This is a genomic window from Dietzia aurantiaca (assembly GCF_021033825.1).
Lineage (GTDB): Bacteria > Actinomycetota > Actinomycetes > Mycobacteriales > Mycobacteriaceae > Dietzia > Dietzia aurantiaca.
This window is the reverse complement of record NZ_JAIFXZ010000005.1, coordinates 64,177-88,926: the sequence shown is the minus strand read 5'-3', so window position 1 is coordinate 88,926 and position 24,750 is coordinate 64,177. Positions and strand designations below refer to the sequence as shown.

Genomic DNA, 24,750 nt, shown 5'->3' with positions numbered 1-24,750 from the left:
AGACCGGGGCCGGTAGCATCGATGGGTGTCCGAAGCCGATCGTCCCTCCGAACCGCGTGCCAACGCGTCGCGGCGGCGCCGTGCCCGTCGGCCCGCAGGTCCGGGAACGGGCGGCGGTAATTCCGCAGCTCAGCGCACTGATCGCGGCTCCGGTTCGGGCGGCGGGGGCCAGCGTGCCCAGCAGGGCGAGAAGAAGAACCCGTCCGCACAGAACGCCGCCGGCAGTTCCGCGCAGCAGTCCGGCAAGGGCGGACAGGCCGGCCAGCCCGGCAAAGGCGCCTCGTCCGGTGCGGGCGCGGACGGCCAGCCCCGCCAGGGGCGGCGGCGTCGGCGCGGCGGTCGGGGCCGTCGCGGTGGCCGCGGTCAGAACCGCCCGCTCGACACCCAGAAGCAGCAGGGTGGCGACAGCACCCATACGGTGAAGTCCGGCGACGGCACCGCGGGCTCGACCTCCCGCCAGACCGGCCGGCACCCCCGCAACTCCAACCGGCCCAAGTCGGGCTCGGGCTCGGGCTCCGTCCAAGCCGCCTCCGCCAGCACCACCCGGTCGGGTCCGCCCGCGCGCTCCGGCGCCAAGGCCGGGGCCAAGCCCGGTGGTAAGAACACCGGCAAGAATCCCCGCGGCGGACGCGGGGGAGGGCGGCACCCGCGCAGCGGCCAGCGCCTGCGCACGGTACTCGAGACCTCGGCCGGCGGCCTCGTCGTGCGCGGCCTCGCGCGGGCCGGAGGCGTCGAGCCCGATCCGGATCTGTCGCTGCTGGAGGTCGCGCTCATCGGTCGGCTCGACCGGCGCGGCCGCATGCTGTGGTCGATGCCCAAGGGGCACATCGAGCCGGACGAGACCGTGGCGGAGACGGCCCGGCGCGAAGTGCTCGAGGAGACGGGCGTTGACGGAACGGTCCTGGCACCGCTGGGCACGATCGACTACTGGTTCGTGGCCGAGGGCCGCCGCATCCACAAGACGGTTCACCACCACCTCATCCGGTTCGACCACGGCGAGCTGTGCGACGAGGACCCTGAGATCACCGAGGTCGCGTGGGTGCCGTTCGAGGACCTCCCGCGGCGGTTGGCCTACCCGGACGAGCGTCGCCTGGTGGAGACCGCGCGGACGCTGCTGCCGGACCTCGCCCGCGCCGAACTCGCCGGCCGGAACCCCGGGGCCGGGGCCGCGCAGGTGGTCGACCCGTCGCGTCGCGCCGACGGACCCGAGCCGGTGCGGCACTCCGGACGCGGCCACGGTAGCCCCGGCGGCGCCCAGAACAACCGCAACAACGCCCGGCACGATGGCGGTGGCGGCGGGCGCCGCGGTAAGCCGCACCCCCGGGCGCCCCGACCGTCCGCGCCCCGCGACGACGCGCCGGAGGAGTCGACGCCGTGACCCGCAGTCCGGGAGCGCGCGTCATCCGGGCGCTCGTCCCGGTGACGCTCAGCGCCGCCCTGGCCGCGGCGCCCCTGTGGGGCGTGTCGCCGATCCCCTCCGCGCAGGCGATCACCCCGGAACAGGCGACGGCCGCTGGCTACATCCCCAACCCGGCCCCCGCGTTCGCGCGCATCGCGATCGACGAGGTCACACCGCGCGTGCTGGCCGACAACACCTCCGGCGGCGGGATGGCGGCCGGTACGGAATCCGGCGTGCCGGTGGTGACGGTGTCCGGCACGGTGACCAACGTCGGTGACACCCCTCTCGAGGCCGTGGACGTGCGGCTCCAGCGTGGCCCCCGCGCCGCCGACGCGTCGGCGGCGCGCGATGCGCTCGTGTGGTCCGAGCCGTCGTTCGGGGTGCGTGGCGAGTTCGTGCGGGTCTCGGAGTCGCTGGCCCCGGGGGAATCGGTGCCGTTCTCCCTGTCCATGCCGGCCAGTGCCGTCCCGGGCGGCACAGACCCCGATCTGCAGCTCACCGAGCCCGGCGTCTATCCGCTTCTGGTCAATCTCAACGGCACACCGCAGGGCGCCGCCCCGGCGCGCCTCGACGACGCCCGCACCCTCCTCCCGGTGCTCGAGGCCCCCCGTCCCTCGGGGCTTTCAGGGATCGACGACGACGACGAGATCGCCCCCGCCCCGCCCGCGGTGACTCCCGGACCGGCCCCCGCGTCGGTCCCGCTGACCATCCTCTGGCCGCTGGCCTCGGCGCCGACCCGGATCGCCGCGGTCCCGGGGGCGGACGGGCCGGACCCGGTGGTGATGCTCACCAACGGTTCGCTGCTCGACGAGCTGTCCGACACGGGCCGGCTCACGGGTCTGGTCCGGGCGGCCGACGAGGCGTTCTCCGGGCCGGGCGGCCAGGAGCTCCGGCGCGCGACCTGCCTGGCGGTGGACCCGGACCTGGTGGGCACCGTGTCGCAGATCGCGGACGGGCGGACGGTACTGATCGACGACGGCAACGGACCCGTCGTGCCCGAGGAGGAGCGGTCCCGCTCGGGCAGGGAGGGCGAGCGCCGTCCCTCGACCCCGGCGGATCCCGGATCCATCGCCGCCGACGCCGGGCGCTGGCTCGACGAGCTGCGGGCGCTCGCGGACGGTGGCTGCGTGGTGGCGCTGCCCGCCGCGCAGGCCGACCTCGAGACGGTCGCGGAGGTCGGCTCGCCCGACCTGACGCGGGCCGCTCTCGACCGCGGGGAGATGATCGAGCGGATCATCGGGGTGGAGCCCCTGCCGAACGTCCTGGTCCCGGCCTCGGGCACGCTCACACCGGACGCGGCCACCGCGCTGACGGGCCAGGGGTCCACCGCGATCGTGGCAGCGGCCTCGACCCGCACCGACACCGGGCTGGTCCCGCCTCCGGGGATGGTCGGCCTTGCCGGGACGCCCGGGGAGCGGGCGTTGACGTACTCGGACACCGTCGGTTCGGCGCTGGCCGCGACCGGCGAGGTGCCGGAGAACCCCCGCTACTCGGATCCCACCACGCGGTACTGGCTGACCGCCGACTCCGCGCAGGCCCGCCTGCAGGACGCTCGCGCCAGCCTGTTGGCGCCGCTCGTGGACGTGGCCGATGCCACCCCGAGCAACGCCGGGTCCCCGGGGGACCGCGCCGCGAACCCCGCCGGGACGCTGGCCGACGCCGCCGGGGCCGCCCCGGCAGCCGGTGAGGATGCGTCGGACACCTCCGAGCCGACGACGTTCGTCCCCGGGACCCCCGCCGCCGAGGCGGTCGAGCAGGGGGTGCTGGCGGTGCCGCCGCAGGTGTGGTCGATCGACCGCGATTCCGCCGGCTCGCTGCTGGAGACGCTCGACGAGCAACTCAGCGCGGGCCGCATGCGCGCGACGCCACTGCCCGACCGGCTGAGCGGGCCGGTCACCGTGCCGGACGGCTCGCTGGCCCCGGACCCGACCGGCGCCACGGACCCCGGCGAGGTGGACCCGTTCGCCCAGGACCCGGGCGGATCGACAGCGCAGCGTCTGACCGCGGCGCTCGACGGGATCGGCACGCTGCGCTCGCTGGTCGACACCTCGGATCCCACCTCCTCGGGTGCCGCCGACCACCTCGATCCCCTCCTGGGCGACGCCCTGCGCGCGATCTCGGCGACGGGCCGGCGGGCCGGGGGAGACGGGGTGACCGTCGAATCCGGGACCGGATCCGCCGCCCGGCTGCGTATCGTGAACCGGCTCGACCGGCTGCGCGACACCATCGACGCCTCGCTCGCCCGCGTGGACCTGCTGCCGCCGGGCAGCGTGTTCACCATGGCCAGCCCCAACAGCCCGCTGCTGCTGGTGATCCGCAACGGACTGCCGTTCCCGGTGCGCGTCGATGTCGACGTCGCCGCGCCGGAGGACCTGCACGTGGACCCCGTGGGCACGGTCCAGCTGCCGACCGCCGGATCGCGGACTCTCCAGGCGCCCACCCAGTCCGATGCCGGCGGGGGCGCCCGCCGCGCCGTGTCCTTCGCCCTCACCACCCCCGACGGCCGGCCGCTGTCGCAGCCGGTGGAGCTGTCGGTGCAGACCGGCGGCTACCCGGTGGCCCAGGGGTTCGCCCTCGCCGCGGCGGCGCTCGCCCTCGTCCTCGGAGGCCGCCGGTACCTGCGCTACCGTCGGGGGATCCTCGATCCCGCGGATGAAGGGCACCGACCGTGAACGACGAGCAGGGTCCCCCCGAGCCCGGACTGCGCAGACCCGACCCTGGCCTCCGGGGCCGGCGGCGCGAGGCGGGCAGCAGTGTGGTGCCGTCGCACCCCCTGGCCCCGCCACCCGTCGCCGACTCGTTCTCCCCGGACGCCTTCTCGGCGCAGCGGATGGCCCCGGCCCGCGAGGCCGCGGATCCCTCCGAACCCCCCGGTGGCGGGATCGGGCGTCGGACGCGCGACTCCTCCGACGCCTCGCTGATGCGGTCCACCGGCTCGATGGCCGTGGCGAACCTCGCCAGCCGCGTCACCGGCTTCGTGCGGATGATCCTCATCCTGACGGTGCTCGGCCCGGCCATCGCCTCGGCGTTCAACACCGCCAACACGCTTCCGAACATGATCACCGAGCTCGTCCTGGGCTCGGTGCTCACCGCCATGTTCATGCCGCTGCTGGCCAGATCCGCCCAGGAGGACCCGGACGGGGGAGTGTCGTTCATCCGACGACTACTCACCGTCACGTCGGTGTTGGCGCTGGTGGTGACGGTGATCGCGGTCGCGTGCGCGCCGCTGCTCACCGAACTCAACCTCGGCGACGGCGAGGTCAACACCTCCCTCGCCACCGCGTTCGCCTTCCTGCTGCTGCCGCAGATCTTCTTCTACGGCGTGTTCTCCGTGATGCTCGCGGTCCTCAACTACAACGGCGTGTTCAAGCCCGGGGCGTGGGCGCCGGTGTGGAACAACCTCGTGGCCATCGCCACGCTCGCCCTGTTCGCGGTGGTCGGCATCGGCATCGACGCGAACGCACCGGTGAACCTGCTCAGCGGGCCCATCCTGCTACTCGGTCTGGGCACCACCCTCGGTGTGGTCATCCAGGCCCTGGTGCTCGTCCCCGCCCTGCGCCGCGCGGGTGTCGACCTGCGCCCCCAGTGGGGCCTGGATCCCCGCATGAAGCAGTTCGGCGGGCACGCCCTGGCCGGCGTCACGTACGTGCTCGTCTCGCAGGTCGGCCTGGTCATGACCAACCGCATCGGGGCGGCCGCGGACGAGGCCGCCATCGCGATCTATCAGACCTACTGGCTCCTGCTCCAGGTGCCGTACGGGATCATCGGCGTCACCCTGCTCACCGCGATCAACCCGCGGCTCGCGGACAACGGCGTGGCCGGCCGCAACGACGCGGTGGTCCGTGACACTTCCCTCGGCACCCGCCTGTCCATGTTCGGCCTGCTGCCGATCATCGCGTTCATGACCGCGTTCGGTCCCGTCGTCGCCACCGGTCTGTTTCGCTACGGCAACTTCGACGCCCAGAATGCAGACATCCTCGGCCTCACCCTGGCCTTCGGCGCGTTCACCCTCATCCCGTACGCGGTGGTCCTGCTGCAGCAACGCGTGTTCTACGCCCGCGAGGACTACTGGACGCCCACGATCATGATCCTGGCGATCACCGTCGTACGCGTGGTGCTGTCGTTGATCGTGCCGATGGTGGCCGACGAGCGCTCCCACGTCGTGGTCGGTCTGGCCCTGGCCAACGGCATCGGCTGGGTCGTGGGCGCGGCGGCGGGCTACATCCTGCTGCGCCGTGGCCTGGGCCCACTGCGGGGCCGCGAGACCCTGCGCTCGGCGGCCTGGACGCTGGGCGCCTCGGTCGCCGGTGCCCTGGTGGCGCTCCTGGTCGACCGGATCCTGCCGATGGACGCCCTCACCGACGCGATGGGCAGCATCGGCTTCGTGATCCGCGCGGGGGTGGCCGGCGTCGTGACACTGCTCGTGACCGGACTGATCCTGTCCCGCTCGCGACTACCCGAGCTCGACACCGTCGCCCCCATCGTGCGCGGACTCGTGGGGCGTCTGCGGCGATAGTCGATTAGGGGGCCGGGCGGTACGTACACTCGGGACGTCATGAGCGGTAGCGGCGGGCGGGCGGCCACGCCAGGCGAGGAGGGCTCCGGGTGGGCGAGAACACAGAGGGTCCGGCGCGCGGCGACGTCCCCACCCCGCCGCGGCTGACGGTCGGGGGACTCGTCGCGGGCGGCCGCTACGAGCTGCTGGAGCGCCACGGCGGGGTGGCTGGTCAGTCGTTCTGGAAGGCGCGGGACAAGCGCCTGGGCCGGACGGTCGCCCTGACGTTCGTCGATCCGCTGCCGGGGGAGACCCCGCCGGGCTCGGCGACCGGTGTGCTGGACCGGACGGTCGCGCTGACCGCCGTCTACTCCGATGGTCTCTCGCGGGTGCTCGACGTGATCCGCGGCCGTGCCGGGGGCATCGTGGTGACCGAGTGGATCCCCGGCACGAGCCTGGCCGCCGCCGTCGCGAACCCTGATCCCGGCTCCGCCGTCGGCGCGGTGTGGGGGCTGTCCGACGCCGCCACGCGCACCGAGGAGGCGAACCTGGCCCTGGGCCTGGACTCCCCGGACCGGGTGCGCCTCACCGAGGACGGGCGCGCCGTCCTGGCCTTCCCCGGCGTGACCCCCGACGTCGACGCACGCAGCGACGTCTGCGGGTTGGGCGCGGTGCTGTACGCACTGCTCACCGGGGCGTGGCCCGTGGAACTTCCGGTGGGTACCGACGCGCACGAGCACGTCGACGGCCGGCCGGAGGCCGCCCCACGGGACGACGACGACGAGCTCGTCGACCCGACAGTCGTCAACCCGGATGTGCCGCCCGAGTCGGCTGTGCTGGCCATGCGCTCGCTCGACGGGTCGACGGTGAGTTCGGCGGCCACCGTACGGTCTATGGTCACCGACCGCACCGGTGGGCCGGTGCGGGCCAACCGCTCCGCGGCCGCCGGCGCCGCAGGTGTCGCCGGAGTCGCCGGAGTCGCCGGAGTCGCGGCTGGTGCGGCTGGTGCGGCCGACGCGGACGCGTATCCCGGGTCCTCGGCGGGTGCCGGGGGAGTGGGCGGGGGCCCGGCGGCGGCCTCGTCGTCGTCCTACACCCCGGGGGCCGGGTCCTCCTCGCCGCAGGATCCGGCCCCGGGTTCGCCCGCGGACACCTCTGAGCGGTCCTGGTCCGACACGGCCGGCGAGCCGGATCCGGACGTGCTGCGGCGCCGCTGGCAGATCATGGCCGGTGCTGGCGCGGTGGCCGTGGTGGCCATCGTGCTGCTGTCGGTCTGGATGCTCGGCGCCCTCGGCAACGACCGGAACAACACGCCGCTCTCACAGCAACTCGACGCGATCGAACGCGCCGCTCAGGCCAGCCGCTCCTCCGAGGCCGCGGCGCCGCCCGCCGAGGACGAGGGGACCGGTGAACCCGGGGCCGACAGCGCCGAGAAGCAGGACGAGGCGTCGTTGAGTCCCCTCTCGGTCACCACCGTCATCTCGTGGCAGCCGGCGTCATCCAACGGCACCGCGGAGAACTCGTCGAGCGCCCCGAACGTGATCGACGGCAATCCCTCGACCTCGTGGTCGACCGACACCTACCGCAACCAGTTCGGCAACTCGGCGTCGTCGTACAAGGCGGGCATCGGCCTGATGTTCACGCTCGACAGCGCCGAGAAGGTGCGGGAGCTCGAGATCTCCGCCGACGAGGACATCCGCTTCGAGATCCGTTCCGCCGAGAGCGCCTCGCCCACCTCCCTCGACGACACCACGCGCCTGGGCTCCGGCCGGGTCGAGAACGGGCAGGCGACCGTGACCATCGAGGACGCCGACGAGACCGAATACCTGCTCCTGTGGATCACCCGACTCGGGACCGTGGGACCGCAGGCGTACCAGGCCGCCGTCAGCGAGGTCGACGTGCTGGGCTGACCGGCGGCGGGGACGTGACCTCCCCATACGCCGCGGCGGCGGAATATCGTGACGCCCGTGAACACTGCCGTCGTCGCCCCTGGTGTGCGCACCACCCGCACCCCACTGGCCGCCGACTCCCCGCTGACCGACGCCGAACTGCTGGACGCCCACGTCGCCGGCGACCCGGACGCGTTCTCCGCCCTCGTCCGCCGACACTACGACTACCTGTGGCGGCTGGCGATCCGGACGTCCTTCAACCGCGATGACGCCGCGGAGGCACTGCAGGAGGCGCTCGTCTCGGCCTATCGCCGCGCCGACTCGTTCCGGCACGCCTGCCCGGTGCAGGGTTGGCTGTACCGGATTGTCGTCAACGCCTGCCTGGACAAGATGCGGGCCCAGCGGCTGCGTACCCACAGCCAGCTCACGCCGGCCCTGCACGAGCAGGTCTCCTTGCGCGACCACTTCCATCAGGATCCGGCCTACGCGATCATCGTGGCCGAGGCACTCTCCGCGTTGCCGGGCGATCAGCGCGACGCCGTCGTCGTCGTCGACATGCTCCGGTGCTCCGTCGCCGAGGCCAGCCATCTCCTCAACATCCCCCCGGGCACCGTCAAGAGCCGCTGCTCCCGGGGGCGCGCCAAGCTCAGCGTGCTCCTCGAGGGTGTCGCGGTCACCCGCTGAGCGCGAGGCGCCGCCGCCCACCTCCTACGTGCCGGCGTCACCAACCGCCCGCGTGCCGGCGCCACGTGCCCGGCACCCCCGGCGGGAACAAGGCGAACGCGCCCGGTGTTATGCCGGGTGGAGTTCAGACGCGGTGATTCTGACTCCGATCGTCTGATCACCGTGCGCCAGACCGCCGCCCCGAAGGAGTCAGAAGAAGCAATGAGCGAGACCATCCACGACGTGATCATCGTCGGATCCGGCCCGGCCGGCTACACCGCCGCCATCTACTCCGCGCGCGCCGAGCTCAAGCCGCTGGTATTCGAGGGTTCGCAGTTCGGTGGCGCGCTCATGACCACGACGGACGTCGAGAACTTCCCCGGTTTCGCCGAGGGCATGATGGGCCCCGACCTCATGATGCAGATGCGCGAGCAGGCCGAGAGGTTCGGCGCCGACCTGCGCATGGAGGACGTGACCGGGATGGACCTGGCCGGCGACGTCAAGATCGTGCGCGTGGGCGAGGACGAGTACCGCACCCGCTCCGTGATCCTCGCGATGGGCGCCGCCGCCCGCTACCTCGGCATCCCGGGGGAGCAGGAGTACCTCGGGCGCGGCGTGAGTTCCTGCGCAACGTGTGACGGCTTCTTCTTCCGCGACAAGCCGATCGTCGTGGTCGGTGGCGGAGACTCCGCGATGGAGGAGGCCACCTTCCTCACCAAGTTCGGCTCGTCGGTGACGATCGTCCACCGTCGTGAGGAGTTCCGCGCCTCCAAGATCATGCTCGAGCGCGCCCGCGAGAACGAGAAGATCGACTTCATCCTCAACGCGGCCGTCGACGAGGTCATCGCCGGCCAGAACGGCTCGGTCGAGAAGCTGCGACTCCGCGACACCGTGACCGGCGAGACCCGTGAGCTGGAGACCGCCGCCATGTTCGTGGCCATCGGTCACGATCCGCGCTCCGAACTGGTCCGCGACCAGGTCGAGATCGACCAGGACGGCTACGTCCTCACCGGCGAGACCACCGTCACCTCCATCCCCGGCGTCTTCGCGTGTGGCGACCTCGTCGACCACCGCTACCGCCAGGCGATCACCGCAGCCGGCTCCGGCTGCTCCGCGTCCATCGACGCCGAGCGCTGGCTCGCCGAGCAGGCCTGACCACCCACCGCATCCCCGAAAGGACCACCACCATGGCCGCCACCCCCAACATCGTCGACGTGACCGAGGCGGACTTCGCCGACTCCGTGCTCACCGCCAGCGGCTCCAAGCCCGTGCTGGTGGACTTCTGGGCGACCTGGTGCCGCCCGTGCACCATGATGGCGCCGGTTCTGGACGAGCTCGCCGGGGCCGAGGCCGACAAGCTGACGGTGGCCAAGGTGGACGTCGAGGCCAACCAGGAGCTGGCCGCCGAGTATCAGATCACCGCCATCCCGGCGATGCTGCTCTTCTCCGGGGGCGAGGTCGTGAAGCGCATCACGGGCGCTAAGTCCAAGTCCGCTCTGCGCACCGAGCTCGGGGACGTTCTCGGGAGCTGATCAGCGCGTCTTTCGCATCTGCGAGCACTTCGGGGCCGCATCGGCCGGGTGTCCCCACCCGACCGGTGCGGCCCCGGCATCTGGGCGCCCGAACCGGTAGGTTCGTCCTGGTACCCATCAGTAGACGTGCAGGAGGACCCCCATGGCGTGGCGACGTGGTGACCGCGGGCCCGAGGTGGCCGCTATCCGGGCCACGCTCGCGGGTATGGGACTGCTGCACAACATCGATTCCGTCGGCCTGACCGAGCCCGAGGCCGGCTCCCTGCTCGCCCGCACGGACGCCGTATTCGACGCCGACCTGGAGACCGCGGTTCTGGCGTTCCAGCAGGCCCGGGGCCTCATCTCCGACGGGATCGTCGGCCCCGCCACCCAGGCCGCGCTCGCCGACGCCAGCCATGTCCTGGGCACCCGCGATCTCAGCTTCATCGTCTCCAAGCCGATGGCCGGGGACGATGTCGCCCAACTCCAGCGGCGGCTCGGTGAGCTCGGGTTCTACGCCGGACTCGTCGACGGCACGTTCGGTGCCCTCACCCACGGGGCGGTCACCGACTTCCAGCGGGACTGTGGGCTGGCCGCGGACGGCGTCGTCGAGGTCGAGACCCTCGACACCCTCGGCCGCTTCTCCACCCTGTTCAAGGGCGGCGACGTGGCATCGCTCGTGGAGAAGGAGCGGGCACGGACCTCCGGACCGATGCTCGCCGGCAAGCGCATCGTCCTCGATCCGGGCCCGAGCGGTTCGGAGAACCCGATCCGGATCGACACCCCCTACGGGACCATCACCGACGCGGAACTGCTGTGGGACATCACCCGGCGGCTATCGGAGCGGATGAACCAGGCGGGCGTCGAGGTGTTCCTCTCCCGTCCCGAGGCGATGATCCCCACCGACCCCGAGCGCGCCGAGATCGCCAACGCCTTCAACGCGGATCTCATCATCTCGCTGCGCCTGGACCGTCATCCGAATCCCGTCGGCAACGGCGTGGCCACGTTCTACTTCGGTAACTCACTCGGCTCCGAGTCGATGCTCGGTGAGGCACTGTCGGGTTTCGTGCAGCGGGAGATCGTGAGCCGCACCAGCCTGCGGGACTGCCGCACGCACGGCCGGAGCTGGCAACTGCTGCGGATGACCCGGATGCCGTCAGTGCAGATCTACCTCGGCTATGCCAATAACGCCGGCGACCTGGAGATCCTCGGGGACCGGGCCGCACAGGACACGATCATCGACTCGATCCTGGTGGGCGTCAAGCGCCTGTACCTCCTCGACGAGGACGATCACACGACCGGGTCGATGTCCGTCGACGACCTCATCAACTACGAGCAGGGCCAGCGGGGCTGACCGGCTCTTGTTCGCCCGAGCTAGCCCGCTCGTCACCGCCCGAGCTAGCCCGCTCGTCACCGCCCGGGCTGACGCGCGCACTACCGGCCTGATTCGCTCGCTCCGTGCGTGAGCGCACAGATCGGTGCCCCGGGCTACCCCGGTGTCCTGCCGCTTCTCTGAACGGCCGTCAGAGGCTCCGAATCATCGCCGAGGCGCCGGAGAGGACTCCGAGCTCTCGGGTGACAATTCCGCGTTCCGCGAAGAGCTTGTCCAACGCGTGCTCGACGTCGGCCTTCCACTGATGCTCACTGTCGATGTCCAGGCGCAGTCGGGGGTAGGTCTCATGGTCGACGACCACGGTGAACCCGTGCTCCACCAGGAAGCTCGCGGGTGGCACGCATGCGTCTGCTCCGCACCCGTCACGTGACGCTTCCGGGTCGGGGTTCTCGTTCGTGACCCCGAAGGCCTCGATCGCCTTGATTCCGCGACTACGTAGGTCCACCACGACGGAATCCAGCAGGGCGGTGAGGACGCCGGCGGGCGCCCCGGACTCGACCGTCATTCCCGCCAGGAGTATGGCGTCGGCGCCTACAGGCCCGGTGGGGAAGCAGGCTGCCCGGGGCACCATTCCCGGCGGCGCGTAGAACACGGCGCCTGCAGCATGGTCCCCCTCGCTCGCGATCTGTCCGCACGCCCCCCATTCGAGACTGACATGGGAGATCCATGCCTCCTTCTCGAACTGCGGATCGCCGGGCGTTGTAGCGGCGTCGACCCCGTCGGTCTGCCAGTAGACACAGCGTCGGCTCCTCGGCCCGAGCTGGTCCACTGCGGCGAGACTGAGTGTGCGGAGGGAGATCATCGCGAGGTTCCGGCCGACCCACCCTCGAGTAATTCCAGGACGCGCTCGAGATCATCTGTGTCGCCCACGTCGATCGTGATCCGCCCCTTCCGGCGACCCATCGAGACGGAGACCGTGGTCTCGAAGCGGTCCGAGAGCCGACCGGCGACGGCCTCCAGCTCCGGATTTCGCTGACGACCCCGGGGCTCCGGACGGGGCTTTCTCTCCGAGCTGTCGCCTTCACGATTGGCGATCGTGACGATCTCCTCGGTGGCCCGGACGGAGAGCCCCTCCGCCACGATACGAGCCGCCAGCTCATCCTGCGCTGCGGCACCGGCCTCGAGCCCGAGCAGGGCACGGGCGTGACCGGCAGAGAGGACGCCGGCTGCGACGCGACGCTGCACGGCGGTGGGGAGCTGGAGAAGCCGGATGCTGTTCGTGATCGCGGGACGTGACCGGCCGATCCTCGAAGCGAGCTCGGACTGCGTCACCTTGAACTCGTCGAGCAGCTGCTGATACGCCGCCGCCTCCTCGAGGGGATTGAGCTGCACCCGGTGGATGTTCTCGAGGAGCGCATCCCGGAGGAGATCTTCATCCTCGGTCTGGCGGACGATAGCGGGGATGGTGGCGAGTTCTGCCCGCTGACTCGCCCGCCAGCGCCGCTCACCCATGATGAGCTGATAGCGACCGTCACCCAGTTCACGGACGACAATCGGCTGAAGCAGCCCGAACTCCTTGACCGAGTGGGACAGCTCGGCGAGCGCTTCCTCGTCAAAGTAGGTGCGCGGCTGCTTGGGGTTCGGCTCGATGGCTGCGGGAGAGATCTCGCGGTACACCGCACCCGGATCGACGAGCTCCGCTGTTTCACGTGAAACGTTCGGCTCGGTTCCTGCATCGGTGGCAGAGCCCCGCTGCTCTGTCTTCGCCGCCGACTCACCACGAGCAGGTAACCCGCCTGCAGAACGCGGACGCGGGGGAGTGGTGCGCGGGCCGCCCGACCGCGGTCCGAGGATGAGGTCCGCGGCGTCGTCGCCAAGCCTGGGGCCCTCGTCCGGACCGGTGGGGATGAGCGCGGCAAGACCACGCCCAAGTCCGCCCTTACGCTGCTGACTCATCGGCCATCCTCCACGTTGGTCTCGCCGTCATTCGCCGAAGCGACCATAGCGCCGCGCTCAGCGTCAGGGTCCGCTGTCTGATCCACGTTGCCCCCGAGTGCTGGATCCCGGCCATTGAGCTCTCTCGCCGCGTCGAGATACGCGAGCGCTCCACGCGAACCGGCGTCGTACTGGAGGATGGTCATTCCGAAGCCTGGGGCCTCCGACACCTTGACGCTGCGTGGGATCACGGTTTTGAGAACCCGGTCTCCGAAGTGGTTTCGAACCTCACCGGCAACCTGCTCCGCGAGCTTGGTGCGGCCGTCGTACATCGTCAGCATGATGGTGGAAATGTCGAGGCTCGGGTTGAGATGTTGCTGGATCAGCTCTACGTTCCGAAGCAACTGACCGACGCCCTCGAGTGCGTAGTACTCACACTGGATAGGAATCAGTACCTCGTGGGCGGCGACCATCGCGTTGACAGTCAACAACCCGAGCGACGGGGGGCAGTCGATGAAGACGTAGTCGATCCCCAGCGACGCCAGGTCGTCCTTGTCCAAGACCTCGGCAAGGCGACGCTCACGGTAATCGAGACCGACCAGCTCGATCTCCGAGCCCGCCAGGTCGATCGTGGCCGGAATGCAGAAGAGCCGTTCCGCGTGGGGACTCTTCTGCATCAAGTCCTCCGCAGCCTGTTCCCACATGAGGAGCTCGTAGCTGGACGGAGTCCCCTCACGGTGATCTACGGCCAGTGCCGTACTCGCGTTGCCCTGTGGATCCATATCGATCACCAGGACCCCCAGGCCGCGCATCGCGAGAGCCGCCGCGAGATTGACGGTCGAGGTGGTCTTACCTACCCCGCCCTTCTGGTTGGCGATGGTGATGATCCTGGTCTCGGTCGGGCGCGGCAACGCAGGCGCGTCCCCGCGGAGCACCTCGCTCGCCTGCCTCGCGGCGGCGAAGATCGGGGTCTCGTGGTCGGACATCCGTCACCTTTCAAATCACTCGATCAGCTGGTGGTCTTCACGGTCGGTCGACCGCGCCGTGTCCCACCCGACTCGGCAAGCCCAGTGTTTCACGTGAAACCGACATTGTCCGGGTGGCAGAGTTCAATCGGTCCATGGTCCAACGCGGCTGCGCCCAACTCACCGTCGACGCTTGGCAGAGCCGCGCGAGCGCGCGCCCCGGCCCCCCATCCTAGTCCCCAGTGTGGCGATAACCAGCCTCGTCTCTTCCGCATCCGGCGCCGAGACCACCTCGACCCGAGTGTTAGTGAAGCCCAAACGCGCCAGCGCGACTCGGTCCCGTTCGATCTCCTCCACAGCCGATGATCCCTTGAGCGCAACCATCTGGCCACCCACTCTGAGAAGCGGGGCAGACCAACCGGCGAGCTTGGCCAGCGGGGCAACTGCACGAGACGTCACGACGTCCGCCTCTCCCGCCTCAGCGATGACCGCCTTATCCTCCGCCCTGCCACGGATCACCCGGACGTCGATCCCGAGGCTGTCGATGATCTCCTCCAAGAAAGTGACCCTCCGCAATAGCGGCTCGACGAGCGTCATCTGAAGATCCGGCCGGGCCAGTGCGAGAGGAATGCCGGGCAGTCCGGCACCGCTACCGATGTCGACCACCGACTCACCGTCGGCCAGCTGGCACGCGGCGGCCGCACTGTTGAGTACGTGTCGATCCCACAGCCGTGGCCGTTCACGTGGACCCATCAGCCCCCGTTCGAGCCCGGCGGTGGAGAGGAAGTCCACGTACTGCTGCGCCTGACCCGACCTCTCGCCGAACACCGTCTCGACGCCGGGGGGCGGTGGCGGGGTCGCGGCGTCATCGCCGGGCCCATTCGCTCCGAGGCTGTCACGTGACGGTTCAACACCTGTGTGTTCGGTCATGGTCGATACGCCTCACAATCGGGTCGGGGGAGTGGTGTTTCACGTGAAACTCCACAGGGAATTACACAGCTGTGACTAACGGCCGGGCCCGCACCACAGTGCTGGACACCGGCCAACTAGCTCAGGGGTGCGGATGTCACCCCGCACCCCTGGAACGCCATCGTCGATCGCTACGCCGGAAGAACGACAACCCGGCGATTCGGCTCGACACCGGTTGAATCGGAGGAGACACCCTCGATCTCGGCGATCGCATCATGGATGATCTTCCGCTCGAACGGACTCATCGGCTCCATCTCCTCGGCATCACCGGCCTCGAGAACACGGTGCGCCACCGCGCGGCCGGCTTCGGAGAGCGCCTCCCGCTTGTTCGCGCGCCAGCCTGCGATATCCAGCATCAGCCGGCTCCGGTCGCCGAGCTCCTGTTGCACGGCGAGCCGCGTCATCTCCTGAAGAGCATCGAGCACAGCGCCATCCGTCCCGACGAGAGAGTCGAGATCCTCGCCGCCATCGATACTCACCATGGCGCGATCACCCTCGACGTCCAGATCGATGTCCCCATCAAAGTCCAGAATGTCGAGGAACTGTTCAAGGTAGTCACCGGCGACCTCGCCCTCCTCGACCAAACGCTCCTCGGACACCTCGATGTTTCTCTTCGACATGGACCTGCCTCCGTCGTGAACGCCGATCGCCGCACATGCTCCGAGCGGCGAGTACCTACCCCAAGTATGGGACAAGGTCCCGGATGCCGGGGCATCGGGGACCTTGTCCGTGTGCGCAGTCCGTTCGGGTCAGCGCTTCTTCTTCTTTTTCTTGCTCTTCGGTTTGGAGCCGGAGGCCTTCTGAGCGGGCCTGCTGCGTTGCCCACCCGGAGCGTGCGGCTTCTGGCCGGGACGGGGTTTGGCCCCCGGCGTCGGTGCCGCGCCCACAGGCGCCGCCTCCCCGTCGGCTGCGGAAGGCACGCCGCCATCCACCTCGATCGTGGAGGTCGCGCCCTCCTGACCACGCGGCGCCGACCCCTGGGCGGACCCGGCCGCACGGGCGTTCTTGGCCTTGACCGGCTTGACACCGACCTTCGGCGCGAGCGATTTCTGCTCCTCGCGACGCTGCAGCGCAGCGGCGTCATCCTCCTTGGCCATCTTCTCGTACAGGTAGTACTGCTGCGCGAGGGTCCACAGGTTGTTGGTGACCATGTAGACGAGGATCGCCATCGGCCAGAATGCACCGGTCACCAGAATGCCGATGGGGAACGCCCACAGCATCAGCTGGTTCATGATCTTGGCTTGTGGATTGGCGGCGGCCTGCGGCGACTGGTGGGACAGGGACACGCGCGCGTTCAAGTGAGTGGTCACCGCTGAGACGACCATCAGCGGGATGGCCACGAGGAGGATGTTCCAGCGGGCGAAGTCCAGCATCGCCCCCGGCTCCACGAAAGCCTGGAACTGCTCGACCGGCTGCGAGATGAAAGACGACAGCGGCGCGCCGAACAGACGCGCGTCGAGGAAGCTCTGCACCCCATCCGCACTGAAGACGTAGTTGCCGGTGTTACGGGTTTCCTCGGCCGTCATCCCCAGCGCGTTGAACTGGGTGCCCATCCGGTTGAACGACCGCAGCACGTGGAACAGCCCGAGGAACACGGGGATCTGGATGAACATCGGCAGGCAACCGAGAAGCGGGTTGAACCCTTCGGACTTCTGCAGCTTGCGGGTCTCGACGGCCAGCTTCTCGCGGTCGTTCTTGTACCGCTTCTGCAGCTCCTTCATCCTGGGCTGCATCTCCTGCATCTTGCGGGAGAAGCGGATCTGCTTGGCCGCCGGCCAGAACAGCATGATCCGCAGCGTGACGACGAGGAAGATCACCGACAGCGCCCAGATGATGCCGTTGGAATCGGCGTTGTTCACCCACGGCAGGAGTCCGCCGAGGAACGCGAAGATCTTGTGCCAGAACCAGAGGATCCCGGAGATCGGGTAATAGACCAGAGGGTCCGTGATGAACGACATGGGTGGGAAGTCCTAGCTACGTTCGGAAGAAGTGGGATGCTCGGGAGGCTCGGAACCGGGATCGGGCGCGCGCGGCTCGGGAACAGGATCCCAGCCGCCCGGGGTCCACGGGCCACAACGAAGGATGCGCCAGACCGAAAGCCAGGTACCGTACCAGGCACCGTGGACCCGGACCGCCTCCACCGCATAGCTGCTGCAGGACGGCACGAACCGACAGCTCGGGGGCGTCAGCGGTGAGATGCCCTTCTGGTAGAAGTCCAGCATCCACAGAAGGACCCGGGCAACGGGTCCGGGGCGGGGCCCGGCCATCACCGCGAGCCTCTCGCCCGGGCGGACGCCGTCTCCAGGCCGGAGCGAAGATCGCGTACGAGATCCTCGTGCGTCGCAGTGGCCGATGCCGGGTTGGCCCGGATGACGACCATGAGATCGGGCTCGAGCCCGTCGATGAGATCGGCCGCGATATGACGAAGCCGCCGGCTGACGCGGTGACGGGTCACCGAGTCGCCGACGGCCTTACTCACGACGAGCCCGAAACGGGGACCGCCCACGCGGATCTCCGAGGAGTCCACGTGGGCGTGTACGACCATGGTCCGGCGGCCCTTCCTGGCACCCCGACGCACCACCGTCGCGAAATCAGCGGAACGGTGGAGCCGGTGCCGCCCGGGGAGCACCCGCCGACCCGGCCGGAATCAGGCCGTCAGCGCGGAACGGCCCTTGCGACGGCGAGCCGCGACGATGCCGCGACCGGCACGGGTCCGCATACGCAGACGGAAGCCGTGCACCTTGGCACGACGACGGTTGTTCGGCTGGAAGGTCCGCTTGCCCTTGGCCATGGTTGGCTCCTCACATTGATGTCGGCGCCGAAACCGGCACGCGATCGAGTTCGAGACGTCGTCGACGCACCGATGACGGCGGCACCACGACGCGCCGCACGCCCTTCAGGCGCGCGACAGACTGTTCAAGATTACGCGCAGTAGCCGCTCGGCACCAAACCGAGTGATCACATTCGTCTCTCCCGTACCACTTTGCAGGCCATCGCGACACGCCAACGGCGATGATGCTTGACTTCCGGTCTCCACTTGATCTTGAGGGTTGCCCAGTCGTTCACGGTGTTGTTACCGTCGTTCATCATCGAGCCCTACAGGGCCGCGCAACCGAGAACCCAGGCGTCCCAGATCCACCCGACCCGGTCGTCGACGAATCACAACCCCCAGACCTCCAGGGGAGAGGTCTGTTTACCCACAGCTGTGGACAACCGTGTGGATATCCCAGTGGACCTGGGATCACGCCTGTGGATAGAGTGTGGTTCCCGCACGAGAAGGACGACAGTCCGCCGGACCCTACGATCATCGACACCAAACGAGAGGAGACCGCTCACCGTGTCTCCTGAGCTCGAACACGTGTGGAGCGCCGTTCTCGACAGACTGACGGATCCGGACCTCGCGAGCGACGACAACCCGGCCCTGTCCCGCCAACAACAGGCCTGGCTCCGGCTGGTGCAGCCCATCGCCGTGGTCAACGGGTTCGCGATGCTCGCGGCACCATCGGCATTCGCGCGCGACAACATCGAGTCCGTGCTGCGTGGCCCCATCACCCGAGCGCTCAGCTCGCAGTTGGGCGAACCCGTCGATCTCGCGGTGAAGGTGGACACGTCGCTCGCCGGCGCCCAGCAGCCGACGGATGACGCGGGCGAGCCGGACATCGATGTGGACGAGATCCACCGCCCCGAGCCTCAGGACGAGGAGACCCCCTCGGCGCCGCGACCCGCCCGTATGACCGAGGAGCAGATCGCCGCCGAGCGGTTGCTCCACGGGAGCGATCGCGACGAGGCGCTGTCCGCCGCGACCGCTCCGGGACTCAACGAGCGGTACACCTTCAGCGCGTTCGTCCAGGGCAACTCCAACCGCTTCGCCCGCGCGGCGGCCCTGGCCGTGGCCGAAGCACCGGCCCGCGCCTACAACCCGCTGTTCATCTGGGGCGAATCCGGGCTGGGCAAGACCCACCTACTCCACGCGATCGGTCATTACTCCCTGCGGATGTACTCCGAACAGAAGGTCAAGTACGTCTCGACCGAGGAATTCACGAACGATTTCATCAACTCCGTCCGTGACGGCCGCCAGAACATGTTCAAGAAGCGGTACCGCGAAGCGGACATCCTCCTGGTGGACGACATCCAGTTCCTGATCGGCAAGGAGCAGGTGCAAGAGGAGTTCTTCCACACCTTCAACACGATCCACAACGCCCAGAAGCAGATCGTGATCTCCTCGGACCGCCCGCCCAAGCAGCTGCAACCTCTCGAGGACCGGCTGCGCACGCGGTTCGAGTGGGGTCTGATCACCGACATCCAGCCACCCGAGCTCGAGACGCGGATCGCGATTCTCGACAAGAAGGCCAAATCCGAGGGCTACGAGGTTCCCCGCGACGTTCTCGAGCTGATCGCGACGCGTGTCCAACGCAATATCCGCGAGCTCGAGGGCGCGCTGATCCGTGTCGTCGCGTTCGCCTCTCTCAACGGTCACGAGATCGACGTCCCGCTCGCCGAGGTCGTCCTGCGTGATGTCGTCTCGGACGACGACTCGCTCCAGATCTCGGCCGCGACGATCATGGCGGTGACCGCGGAGTTCTTCTCGACGAGCATCGACGAGCTGTGCGGATCGTCCAAGACGCGGTCCCTGTCACGGGCGCGTCAGATCGCGATGTACCTGTGCCGGGAGCTCACCGACCTGTCGCTGCCCAAGATCGGCGTGACGTTCGGCGGCAAGGACCACACCACCGTCATGTACGCCCAGCGCAAGATCCTCAAGGAGATCAAGGACGATCGGCGTACCTACGACCAGATCCAGGAACTGACCGCTCGCATCCGCGAACGCTCCCGCGCGATGTGAAGAAGTTTTTTCGCTAACCTCGACGGCACATGCTCCGCGCGGGGTGGCCCGCGCCCGTTCTTTCACCCGAGGGGGGAAGGGGTGTCAGGGCCGTGATCTCGGGCTCCGCGACTCCCCGGCACCAATGGTCATGGCCGATCGTCCAGAAGTTCAGACCGCATCGCCGGCTGTCGCCGCGATCACGATGGTGGGTCTGGGTCAGAATCTCCTGACCGGGCTCGCCCGCGTCCCGTTCGTCCGACCGTGGCAGGGCCCGGGGAACATCGTCGACAATCTGGGCCAGTCCGTGACCCGCCAGACCATCCGGTCGTTCATGGGCTACTCACTCGGACTCCCGATCGAGGAGTTCCGGTCCATGGAGCAGGTGATCGACGGGATCTGTTCCGTCGTCCTGCCACCGTATGTCCGCGGGATCGACGGCGTGACGATCACCCGGGAGGTCATCGGGGGGGTCCCCGGCCTGTGGTGCCGCCGCAGCGCCGGCAAGAACTCACGGGAGCAGGTCGACGGCACCATCCTCTACCTGCACGGCGGTGGCTACATCGGAACCTCGCCCATGATGTACGCGGCCTTCGCCTCGGCCACCGCCAAGCGGACCGGCTGCGACGTCTTCATCGCCGACTACCGCATGGCCCCGGAGTTCCCGTTCCCCGCCGGCGTCCTCGATGCCGCGAGCGTGTACGAGGCGCTCCTGGAGCAGGGGATCAAGCCCGAGAACCTCATCATCGCCGGGGACTCCGGCGGCGGCGGACTGGCAGCCTCCCTGATCTCGCACCTGAACGTGTCCGGCATGCCCGTGCCGGCGGCACTGGCCCTGTTCTCCCCGGAGACCGATCTCGAACTGGACCAGCCGTCCGTCTCCGACAACGCGCGGTACGACATCCTGCCGTGGAACGTGCCCACGGCCCCCTATCTCCAGGGAATCGCCCCGGGTGATCCTCTGGTCTCCACCGTCAACGCGGCGCTGAGCCCCGACTGGTTCCCGCCCACCTTCGTCACCTCGGGCGGGAACGAGATGTTCCGGGACGGGATCCGGGAGCTCGTGGCCCATCTGCGGGACGCGGACATCGAGGTCCACCCGATCGAGGCCGAGGGCATGTTCCACGTCTTCCCGATCCTCATGCCGTGGCTCGAGGTGTCCCGCCGGGTCTTCGAGGAACTGGACGAATTCGTCGACTCGCACGTCCGGTCACGGCGGTATATCGACATCGGCAGCGACGAGGACTGACTCACCCGCGCCCCGGATCACGCATTCTTGACCACCAACCACACCTTTCACAGCTGTGGACAAAGCTGTGGGATCTTGTGGACCAACGGTGGACAAGGGGTGGACCGACTCTTGTGATTCCACCGCGGCTCCGAACCAAATCACAAGAATCAACGGACGCGTCCACACCACGAAATCGCGCCGGACCTGTAATGACAAGTCTCGGCTCACAATTTCACAGGACCTACTACTACCTCTTATCTCTTTAGATAGTTCTTGTTAGAAGTAGGGATGTGGAACGGCGAGTCCGCTTGACCGGGTTACACCCCTTCCGTGTGACCCGTGTCGGTGCGAGCGGTTACTCTCATGGAGACGTCTCGCCGCCCGGCGACGGGACGCGCCGCACGACCGCCCTACAAGACCACTCGTCCAGATACCCGAAGCGGTGTCAGCCCTGCCTGAAAGAGGTCATCGATGGAGATCACGGATCCGACGTTCCGCGTCACCCGCGAGGACTTCGCGGATTCCGTGGCCTGGGTGGCGCGCACACTGCCGTCACGCCCGTCGGTTCCGATCCTCGGCGGGGTGCTGCTCGAAGCCGATTCGGGACTGACCATCTCGGGGTTCGACTACGAGACGTCGGCCCAGGTCTCGGTCCCGGCCGAGGTCTCCGAGCCGGGTAGCACGCTCGTCTCCGGTCGACTGCTGGCCGACATCGCGCGGGCGCTCCCGGATCGCCCTGTCGAGGTGACCGTGACCGCGCAGAAGATGTACATCACCTGCGGGTCCGCCAAGTTCACGCTGCCGACCATGCCGGTCGAGGACTACCCGCAGCTGCCGACCATGCCGGAGGTCACCGGTTCGGCGCAGGTGGACGCGTTCTCCGAAGCGGTCTCGCAGGTCGTCGTCGCGGCCGGCAAGGACGACACGCTGCCGATGCTGACCGGTATCCGGATGGAGATCGAGGGTCCGCGGGTCACGCTCATCGCCACCGACCGCTTCCGCCTCGCCATCCGCGAGTTCGAGTGGGAGCCGGCGCGCGATGACGTGGCGGTGGAGGTGCTCATCCCGGCAAAGGCGCTCTCCGAGGTCACGCGTTCCGCTGGTTCCGGCGGCCGCGTCGACCTGAGCCTGGGGGCCGGGTCCGAGGTGGGCGCCGAGGGAATCCTGGGTGTCCTGGTCTCGGGCCAGCGCACCACCACCCGCCTGCTCGACGCGGAGTTCCCCAAGGTCCGTCAGCTTCTGCCGCCGCAGCACAACTCGATCGCGGTGGTCGAGGTCGACGCCCTGATCCAGGCCATCAAGCGTGTCGCCCTGGTGGCGGACCGCGGTGTCCAGGTCCGGCTGGCGTTCAGCGAAGGTGAACTCGCGCTCTCCGCCGGTGGTGACGACGCCGCGCAGGCCAACGAGACGCTCCCGGTCGACTTCGTCGGGGAGCCGCTGACCATCGCCTTCAACCCGGGATACCTGCTCGACGGTCTGGGCAGCGTCCACTCCTCGCGCGTGGCGTTCGGGTTCACCCAGGCCAGCCGGCCGGCCGTTCTGCGCCCCGCGCCCGAGACGCTCCCGGAGCCCGACGCGGAAGGCGCGATCGCCCCTGTCGACTCGAACCACACCTACCTCCTCATGCCCGTGCGCCTGCCGGGCTGACGTCAGCCGCGAGCCGGCATGCACCTGCGTCATCTGAGACTTCTGGATTTCCGCTCCTGGCCATTGCTCGAGCTCGAGTTGGAGCCGGGGGTGACCACCCTCATCGGGCGCAACGGACACGGCAAGACGAACGTCCTCGAGGCGATCGGCGTCCTGGCCACCCTGCGTTCGCACCGGGTCGCCGCCGACGCGCCGATGATCAGGACGGGAGCGGAGACCGCCCTCGTCGGGGCACTGGCCCACAACGCCGGACGCGAGCTCACCGTCGAGCTCGCGCTCAATTCGGGCAAGGCCAACCGTGCGCGGCTGAACACGTCGCCGTGCCGGCGGCTCGGTGACATCCTCGGCGTGGTCCGGTCCGTGCTGTTCGCACCGGAGGACCTCGCGCTGGTCCGGGGCGAGCCCGCCGAACGTCGGAGGCTGCTCGACGAGCTGATGTCCCAGCGTCGGCCCGCACTCGGCGGCGATCTCGCGGACTACGCCTCGGTGCTCCGCCAGCGCACGGCTCTTCTCAAGTCGGCGTCGAGCGCACTTCGCCGGAGCCGACCGGAGGAATCCGCCGCCGCCCTGGACACCCTCGACGTCTGGGACGGCCGTCTGGCGGGTCTGGGGGCGCGGATCGTCGCCGGGCGAGTGACTCTCCTCGAGCAGCTGCGTCCCCTCGTCGTCGACGCCTATCGGACCCTCGCGCCGGAGTCCCGCCCGGCCGCCCTCGACTACCGGTTCCGGGTCGCGTCTCCCCCCGCGGAGTCGGAGCTGACCGATCCCGAGTTCGTCGAGGCGCTCCTGCTGAGCGAACTCGGGCGGCGCCGCCGTGAGGAGATCGAGCGCGGCCAGTCACTCGTCGGACCGCATCGGGACGACCTGACCCTGGCCCTCGGCGAGGAGCCGGCGAAGGGCTTCGCGAGCCATGGCGAGACATGGTCGTTCGCGCTCGCGCTGCGCCTCGGATCGCTCGAACTGTTCCGTGCCGACGGCATCGAACCGGTTCTCCTGCTCGACGACGTGTTCGCCGAACTCGACCGTCACCGCCGCGCCGCACTGGCCGATGTGGCGGCCGGCGTGGAGCAGGTTCTCATCACCGCGGCGGTCGGTGAGGACGTGCCGAGCGGGCTACGCGGGGCGCGTCATGACGTCGTGATGACGGGCGAGGGAGCCGATCGTCACTCCGGGATGACACTGTCACGACGGCGGGACGACGACGTGGGTGACCCGGGCGGCGGCCGGGAAGATGACGTGGGCGGCCCGGGCAGCGGCGGGGATGACGACGACGACGGCGACAGCCGCGACACCGATACCGGAAGTGGGGTTTCGCTGTGACGAACAAGCCGGGTGGGGATTCGGTAACACCGTCTGACCCGCCACAACGTGGTTATGACATCGCCAAGCAGGCGCTCGAGGAGGCACGGGCCCGGGCGCGTGCCGAGGGAAAGCAGGTCGGTCGCGGCCGCTCCGCCCCGGTGGGCTCCGGGCGACGTCTGCGCAAGCGCGGGTGGACCGGGTCCGGCGCCGACCCGTGGGATCCGCAGCCCCTCGGCAAGCTCTTCGGTCAGATCGCCAAGAAGCGCGGCTGGGACGACAAGGTCACGACCGGCCGGCTCTTCGCGGAGTGGGGGCGCATCGTCGGCGAGGACGTCTCGGCGCACGCGACGCCCGACCGGTTGGAGGAGGGGATCCTCTACGTCCGGGCCTCGAGCACGGCGTGGGCCACGCAGCTGCGGCTGATGTCCGCGGACATCCTGCGCAAGATCGCGGCCGCGATGGGGCCGGGGCACGTGCGCCGGCTCAAGATCGAAGGACCGGAGAAACCGAGCTGGCGCAAGGGGCCGTTGCACGTGTCCGGACGCGGTCCGCGCGACACGTACGGATAGGCCGCCGGGCGTGCCTGTGG

The 24,750-nt window shown here is 69.4% G+C and carries 22 protein-coding genes; 13 read left to right on the top strand and 9 right to left on the bottom strand.

Going from position 1 to position 24,750, the window contains the following annotated elements; translation table 11 throughout:
• Window positions 1-25: 25 nt before the first annotated feature.
• The 8 genes from K3888_RS17835 (at window position 26) to K3888_RS07690 (ending at window position 11,311) form a co-directional block, all read left to right on the top strand.
• Window positions 26-1,378, top strand: coding sequence for an NUDIX hydrolase (locus K3888_RS17835; RefSeq protein WP_230929673.1), 1,353 nt, complete (start codon window positions 26-28; stop codon window positions 1,376-1,378).
• The gene (locus K3888_RS07720; RefSeq protein ID WP_230929672.1) at window positions 1,375-4,071 is read left to right on the top strand and encodes a hypothetical protein; all 2,697 of its coding nucleotides are present in this window, start codon (window positions 1,375-1,377) and stop codon (window positions 4,069-4,071) included. The genes K3888_RS17835 and K3888_RS07720 overlap by 4 nt, the downstream gene beginning before the upstream one ends.
• A complete protein-coding gene (gene murJ / locus K3888_RS07715) occupies window positions 4,068-5,915 on the top strand; it encodes a murein biosynthesis integral membrane protein MurJ (RefSeq protein WP_230929671.1) in 1,848 nt (615 codons plus the stop codon). Before K3888_RS07720 ends, murJ begins: the two co-directional genes overlap by 4 nt.
• Window positions 5,916-6,004: 89 nt before the next feature.
• Complete coding sequence (locus K3888_RS07710) at window positions 6,005-7,804, top strand: protein kinase family protein (protein ID WP_230929670.1); 1,800 nt, start codon at window positions 6,005-6,007, stop codon at window positions 7,802-7,804.
• Window positions 7,805-7,852: 48 nt separating this feature from the next.
• The gene (sigM, locus tag K3888_RS07705) at window positions 7,853-8,467 is read left to right on the top strand and encodes an RNA polymerase sigma factor SigM (protein ID WP_372459545.1); all 615 of its coding nucleotides are present in this window, start codon (window positions 7,853-7,855) and stop codon (window positions 8,465-8,467) included.
• Between the two features lie 201 nt (window positions 8,468-8,668).
• Window positions 8,669-9,601, top strand: coding sequence for a thioredoxin-disulfide reductase (gene trxB, locus K3888_RS07700; protein ID WP_230929668.1), 933 nt, complete (start codon window positions 8,669-8,671; stop codon window positions 9,599-9,601).
• A gap of 32 nt (window positions 9,602-9,633) precedes the next feature.
• A complete protein-coding gene (gene trxA, locus K3888_RS07695) occupies window positions 9,634-9,978 on the top strand; it encodes a thioredoxin (RefSeq protein WP_230929667.1) in 345 nt (114 codons plus the stop codon).
• A gap of 142 nt (window positions 9,979-10,120) precedes the next feature.
• Complete coding sequence (locus K3888_RS07690; protein ID WP_230929666.1) at window positions 10,121-11,311, top strand: N-acetylmuramoyl-L-alanine amidase; 1,191 nt, start codon at window positions 10,121-10,123, stop codon at window positions 11,309-11,311.
• Between the two features lie 169 nt (window positions 11,312-11,480).
• Here K3888_RS07690 and K3888_RS07685 read toward each other — a convergent pair whose 3' ends face one another.
• The 9 genes from K3888_RS07685 to rpmH form a co-directional block, all read right to left on the bottom strand.
• A complete protein-coding gene (locus tag K3888_RS07685) occupies window positions 11,481-12,152 on the bottom strand; it encodes a hypothetical protein (RefSeq protein WP_230929665.1) in 672 nt (223 codons plus the stop codon).
• Window positions 12,149-13,246, bottom strand: coding sequence for a ParB/RepB/Spo0J family partition protein (locus K3888_RS07680; RefSeq protein WP_230929664.1), 1,098 nt, complete (start codon window positions 13,244-13,246; stop codon window positions 12,149-12,151). The genes K3888_RS07685 and K3888_RS07680 overlap by 4 nt, the downstream gene beginning before the upstream one ends.
• The gene (locus tag K3888_RS07675; RefSeq protein WP_230929663.1) at window positions 13,243-14,211 is read right to left on the bottom strand and encodes a ParA family protein; all 969 of its coding nucleotides are present in this window, start codon (window positions 14,209-14,211) and stop codon (window positions 13,243-13,245) included. The genes K3888_RS07680 and K3888_RS07675 overlap by 4 nt, the downstream gene beginning before the upstream one ends.
• A 159-nt stretch (window positions 14,212-14,370) precedes the next feature.
• Window positions 14,371-15,120, bottom strand: a complete 750-nt coding sequence (rsmG, locus tag K3888_RS07670) for a 16S rRNA (guanine(527)-N(7))-methyltransferase RsmG (RefSeq protein ID WP_230929662.1) — start codon at window positions 15,118-15,120, stop codon at window positions 14,371-14,373.
• 170 nt (window positions 15,121-15,290) lie between these two features.
• Entirely contained in the window at window positions 15,291-15,779 is a 489-nt protein-coding gene (locus tag K3888_RS07665; RefSeq protein ID WP_230929661.1) for a Jag family protein, read from the bottom strand.
• 129 nt (window positions 15,780-15,908) lie between these two features.
• Entirely contained in the window at window positions 15,909-17,117 is a 1,209-nt protein-coding gene (gene yidC / locus K3888_RS07660; RefSeq protein WP_230929660.1) for a membrane protein insertase YidC, read from the bottom strand.
• A gap of 12 nt (window positions 17,118-17,129) precedes the next feature.
• Window positions 17,130-17,426 (bottom strand): membrane protein insertion efficiency factor YidD, encoded by a 297-nt coding sequence (yidD, locus tag K3888_RS07655; protein WP_269074931.1) that lies wholly within the window; start codon window positions 17,424-17,426, stop codon window positions 17,130-17,132.
• Entirely contained in the window at window positions 17,426-17,788 is a 363-nt protein-coding gene (gene rnpA, locus K3888_RS07650) for a ribonuclease P protein component (RefSeq protein ID WP_230929659.1), read from the bottom strand. The genes yidD and rnpA overlap by 1 nt, the downstream gene beginning before the upstream one ends.
• Window positions 17,789-17,806: 18 nt before the next feature.
• On the bottom strand, window positions 17,807-17,950 hold the full coding sequence (gene rpmH / locus K3888_RS07645) for a 50S ribosomal protein L34 (RefSeq protein WP_230929658.1): 144 nt from the start codon (window positions 17,948-17,950) through the stop codon (window positions 17,807-17,809).
• Window positions 17,951-18,496: 546 nt separating this feature from the next.
• Here rpmH and dnaA point away from each other — a divergent pair.
• From dnaA to K3888_RS07620, 5 genes are all read left to right on the top strand, one after another.
• Complete coding sequence (gene dnaA, locus K3888_RS07640) at window positions 18,497-20,002, top strand: chromosomal replication initiator protein DnaA (RefSeq protein ID WP_372459544.1); 1,506 nt, start codon at window positions 18,497-18,499, stop codon at window positions 20,000-20,002.
• Between the two features lie 124 nt (window positions 20,003-20,126).
• Window positions 20,127-21,230, top strand: a complete 1,104-nt coding sequence (locus K3888_RS07635) for an alpha/beta hydrolase (protein WP_230929657.1) — start codon at window positions 20,127-20,129, stop codon at window positions 21,228-21,230.
• A 453-nt stretch (window positions 21,231-21,683) separates the two neighbouring features.
• Window positions 21,684-22,859: a DNA polymerase III subunit beta gene (dnaN, locus tag K3888_RS07630; protein ID WP_230929656.1), complete on the top strand. Its 1,176-nt coding sequence runs from the start codon at window positions 21,684-21,686 to the stop codon at window positions 22,857-22,859.
• Window positions 22,860-22,877: 18 nt separating this feature from the next.
• Window positions 22,878-24,179 (top strand): DNA replication/repair protein RecF, encoded by a 1,302-nt coding sequence (gene recF / locus K3888_RS07625; protein ID WP_230929655.1) that lies wholly within the window; start codon window positions 22,878-22,880, stop codon window positions 24,177-24,179.
• Window positions 24,176-24,730 (top strand): DciA family protein, encoded by a 555-nt coding sequence (locus K3888_RS07620; RefSeq protein WP_230929654.1) that lies wholly within the window; start codon window positions 24,176-24,178, stop codon window positions 24,728-24,730. The genes recF and K3888_RS07620 overlap by 4 nt, the downstream gene beginning before the upstream one ends.
• Window positions 24,731-24,750 lie beyond the last annotated feature (20 nt).

Coding starts and splice junctions, on each gene's coding strand:
- trxB (WP_230929668.1), top strand. CDS start 8,669: ATGAGCGAGACCATCCACGACGTGATCATCGTCGGATCCGGCCCGGCC.
- trxA (WP_230929667.1), top strand. CDS start 9,634: ATGGCCGCCACCCCCAACATCGTCGACGTGACCGAGGCGGACTTCGCC.
- K3888_RS07690 (WP_230929666.1), top strand. CDS start 10,121: ATGGCGTGGCGACGTGGTGACCGCGGGCCCGAGGTGGCCGCTATCCGG.
- K3888_RS07685 (WP_230929665.1), bottom strand. CDS start 12,152: ATGATCTCCCTCCGCACACTCAGTCTCGCCGCAGTGGACCAGCTCGGG.
- K3888_RS07680 (WP_230929664.1), bottom strand. CDS start 13,246: ATGAGTCAGCAGCGTAAGGGCGGACTTGGGCGTGGTCTTGCCGCGCTC.
- K3888_RS07675 (WP_230929663.1), bottom strand. CDS start 14,211: ATGTCCGACCACGAGACCCCGATCTTCGCCGCCGCGAGGCAGGCGAGC.
- rsmG (WP_230929662.1), bottom strand. CDS start 15,120: ATGACCGAACACACAGGTGTTGAACCGTCACGTGACAGCCTCGGAGCG.
- K3888_RS07665 (WP_230929661.1), bottom strand. CDS start 15,779: ATGTCGAAGAGAAACATCGAGGTGTCCGAGGAGCGTTTGGTCGAGGAG.
- yidC (WP_230929660.1), bottom strand. CDS start 17,117: ATGTCGTTCATCACGGACCCTCTGGTCTATTACCCGATCTCCGGGATC.
- yidD (WP_269074931.1), bottom strand. CDS start 17,426: ATGGCCGGGCCCCGCCCCGGACCCGTTGCCCGGGTCCTTCTGTGGATG.
- rpmH (WP_230929658.1), bottom strand. CDS start 17,950: ATGGCCAAGGGCAAGCGGACCTTCCAGCCGAACAACCGTCGTCGTGCC.
- K3888_RS07635 (WP_230929657.1), top strand. CDS start 20,127: ATGGTCATGGCCGATCGTCCAGAAGTTCAGACCGCATCGCCGGCTGTC.
- dnaN (WP_230929656.1), top strand. CDS start 21,684: ATGGAGATCACGGATCCGACGTTCCGCGTCACCCGCGAGGACTTCGCG.
- recF (WP_230929655.1), top strand. CDS start 22,878: ATGCACCTGCGTCATCTGAGACTTCTGGATTTCCGCTCCTGGCCATTG.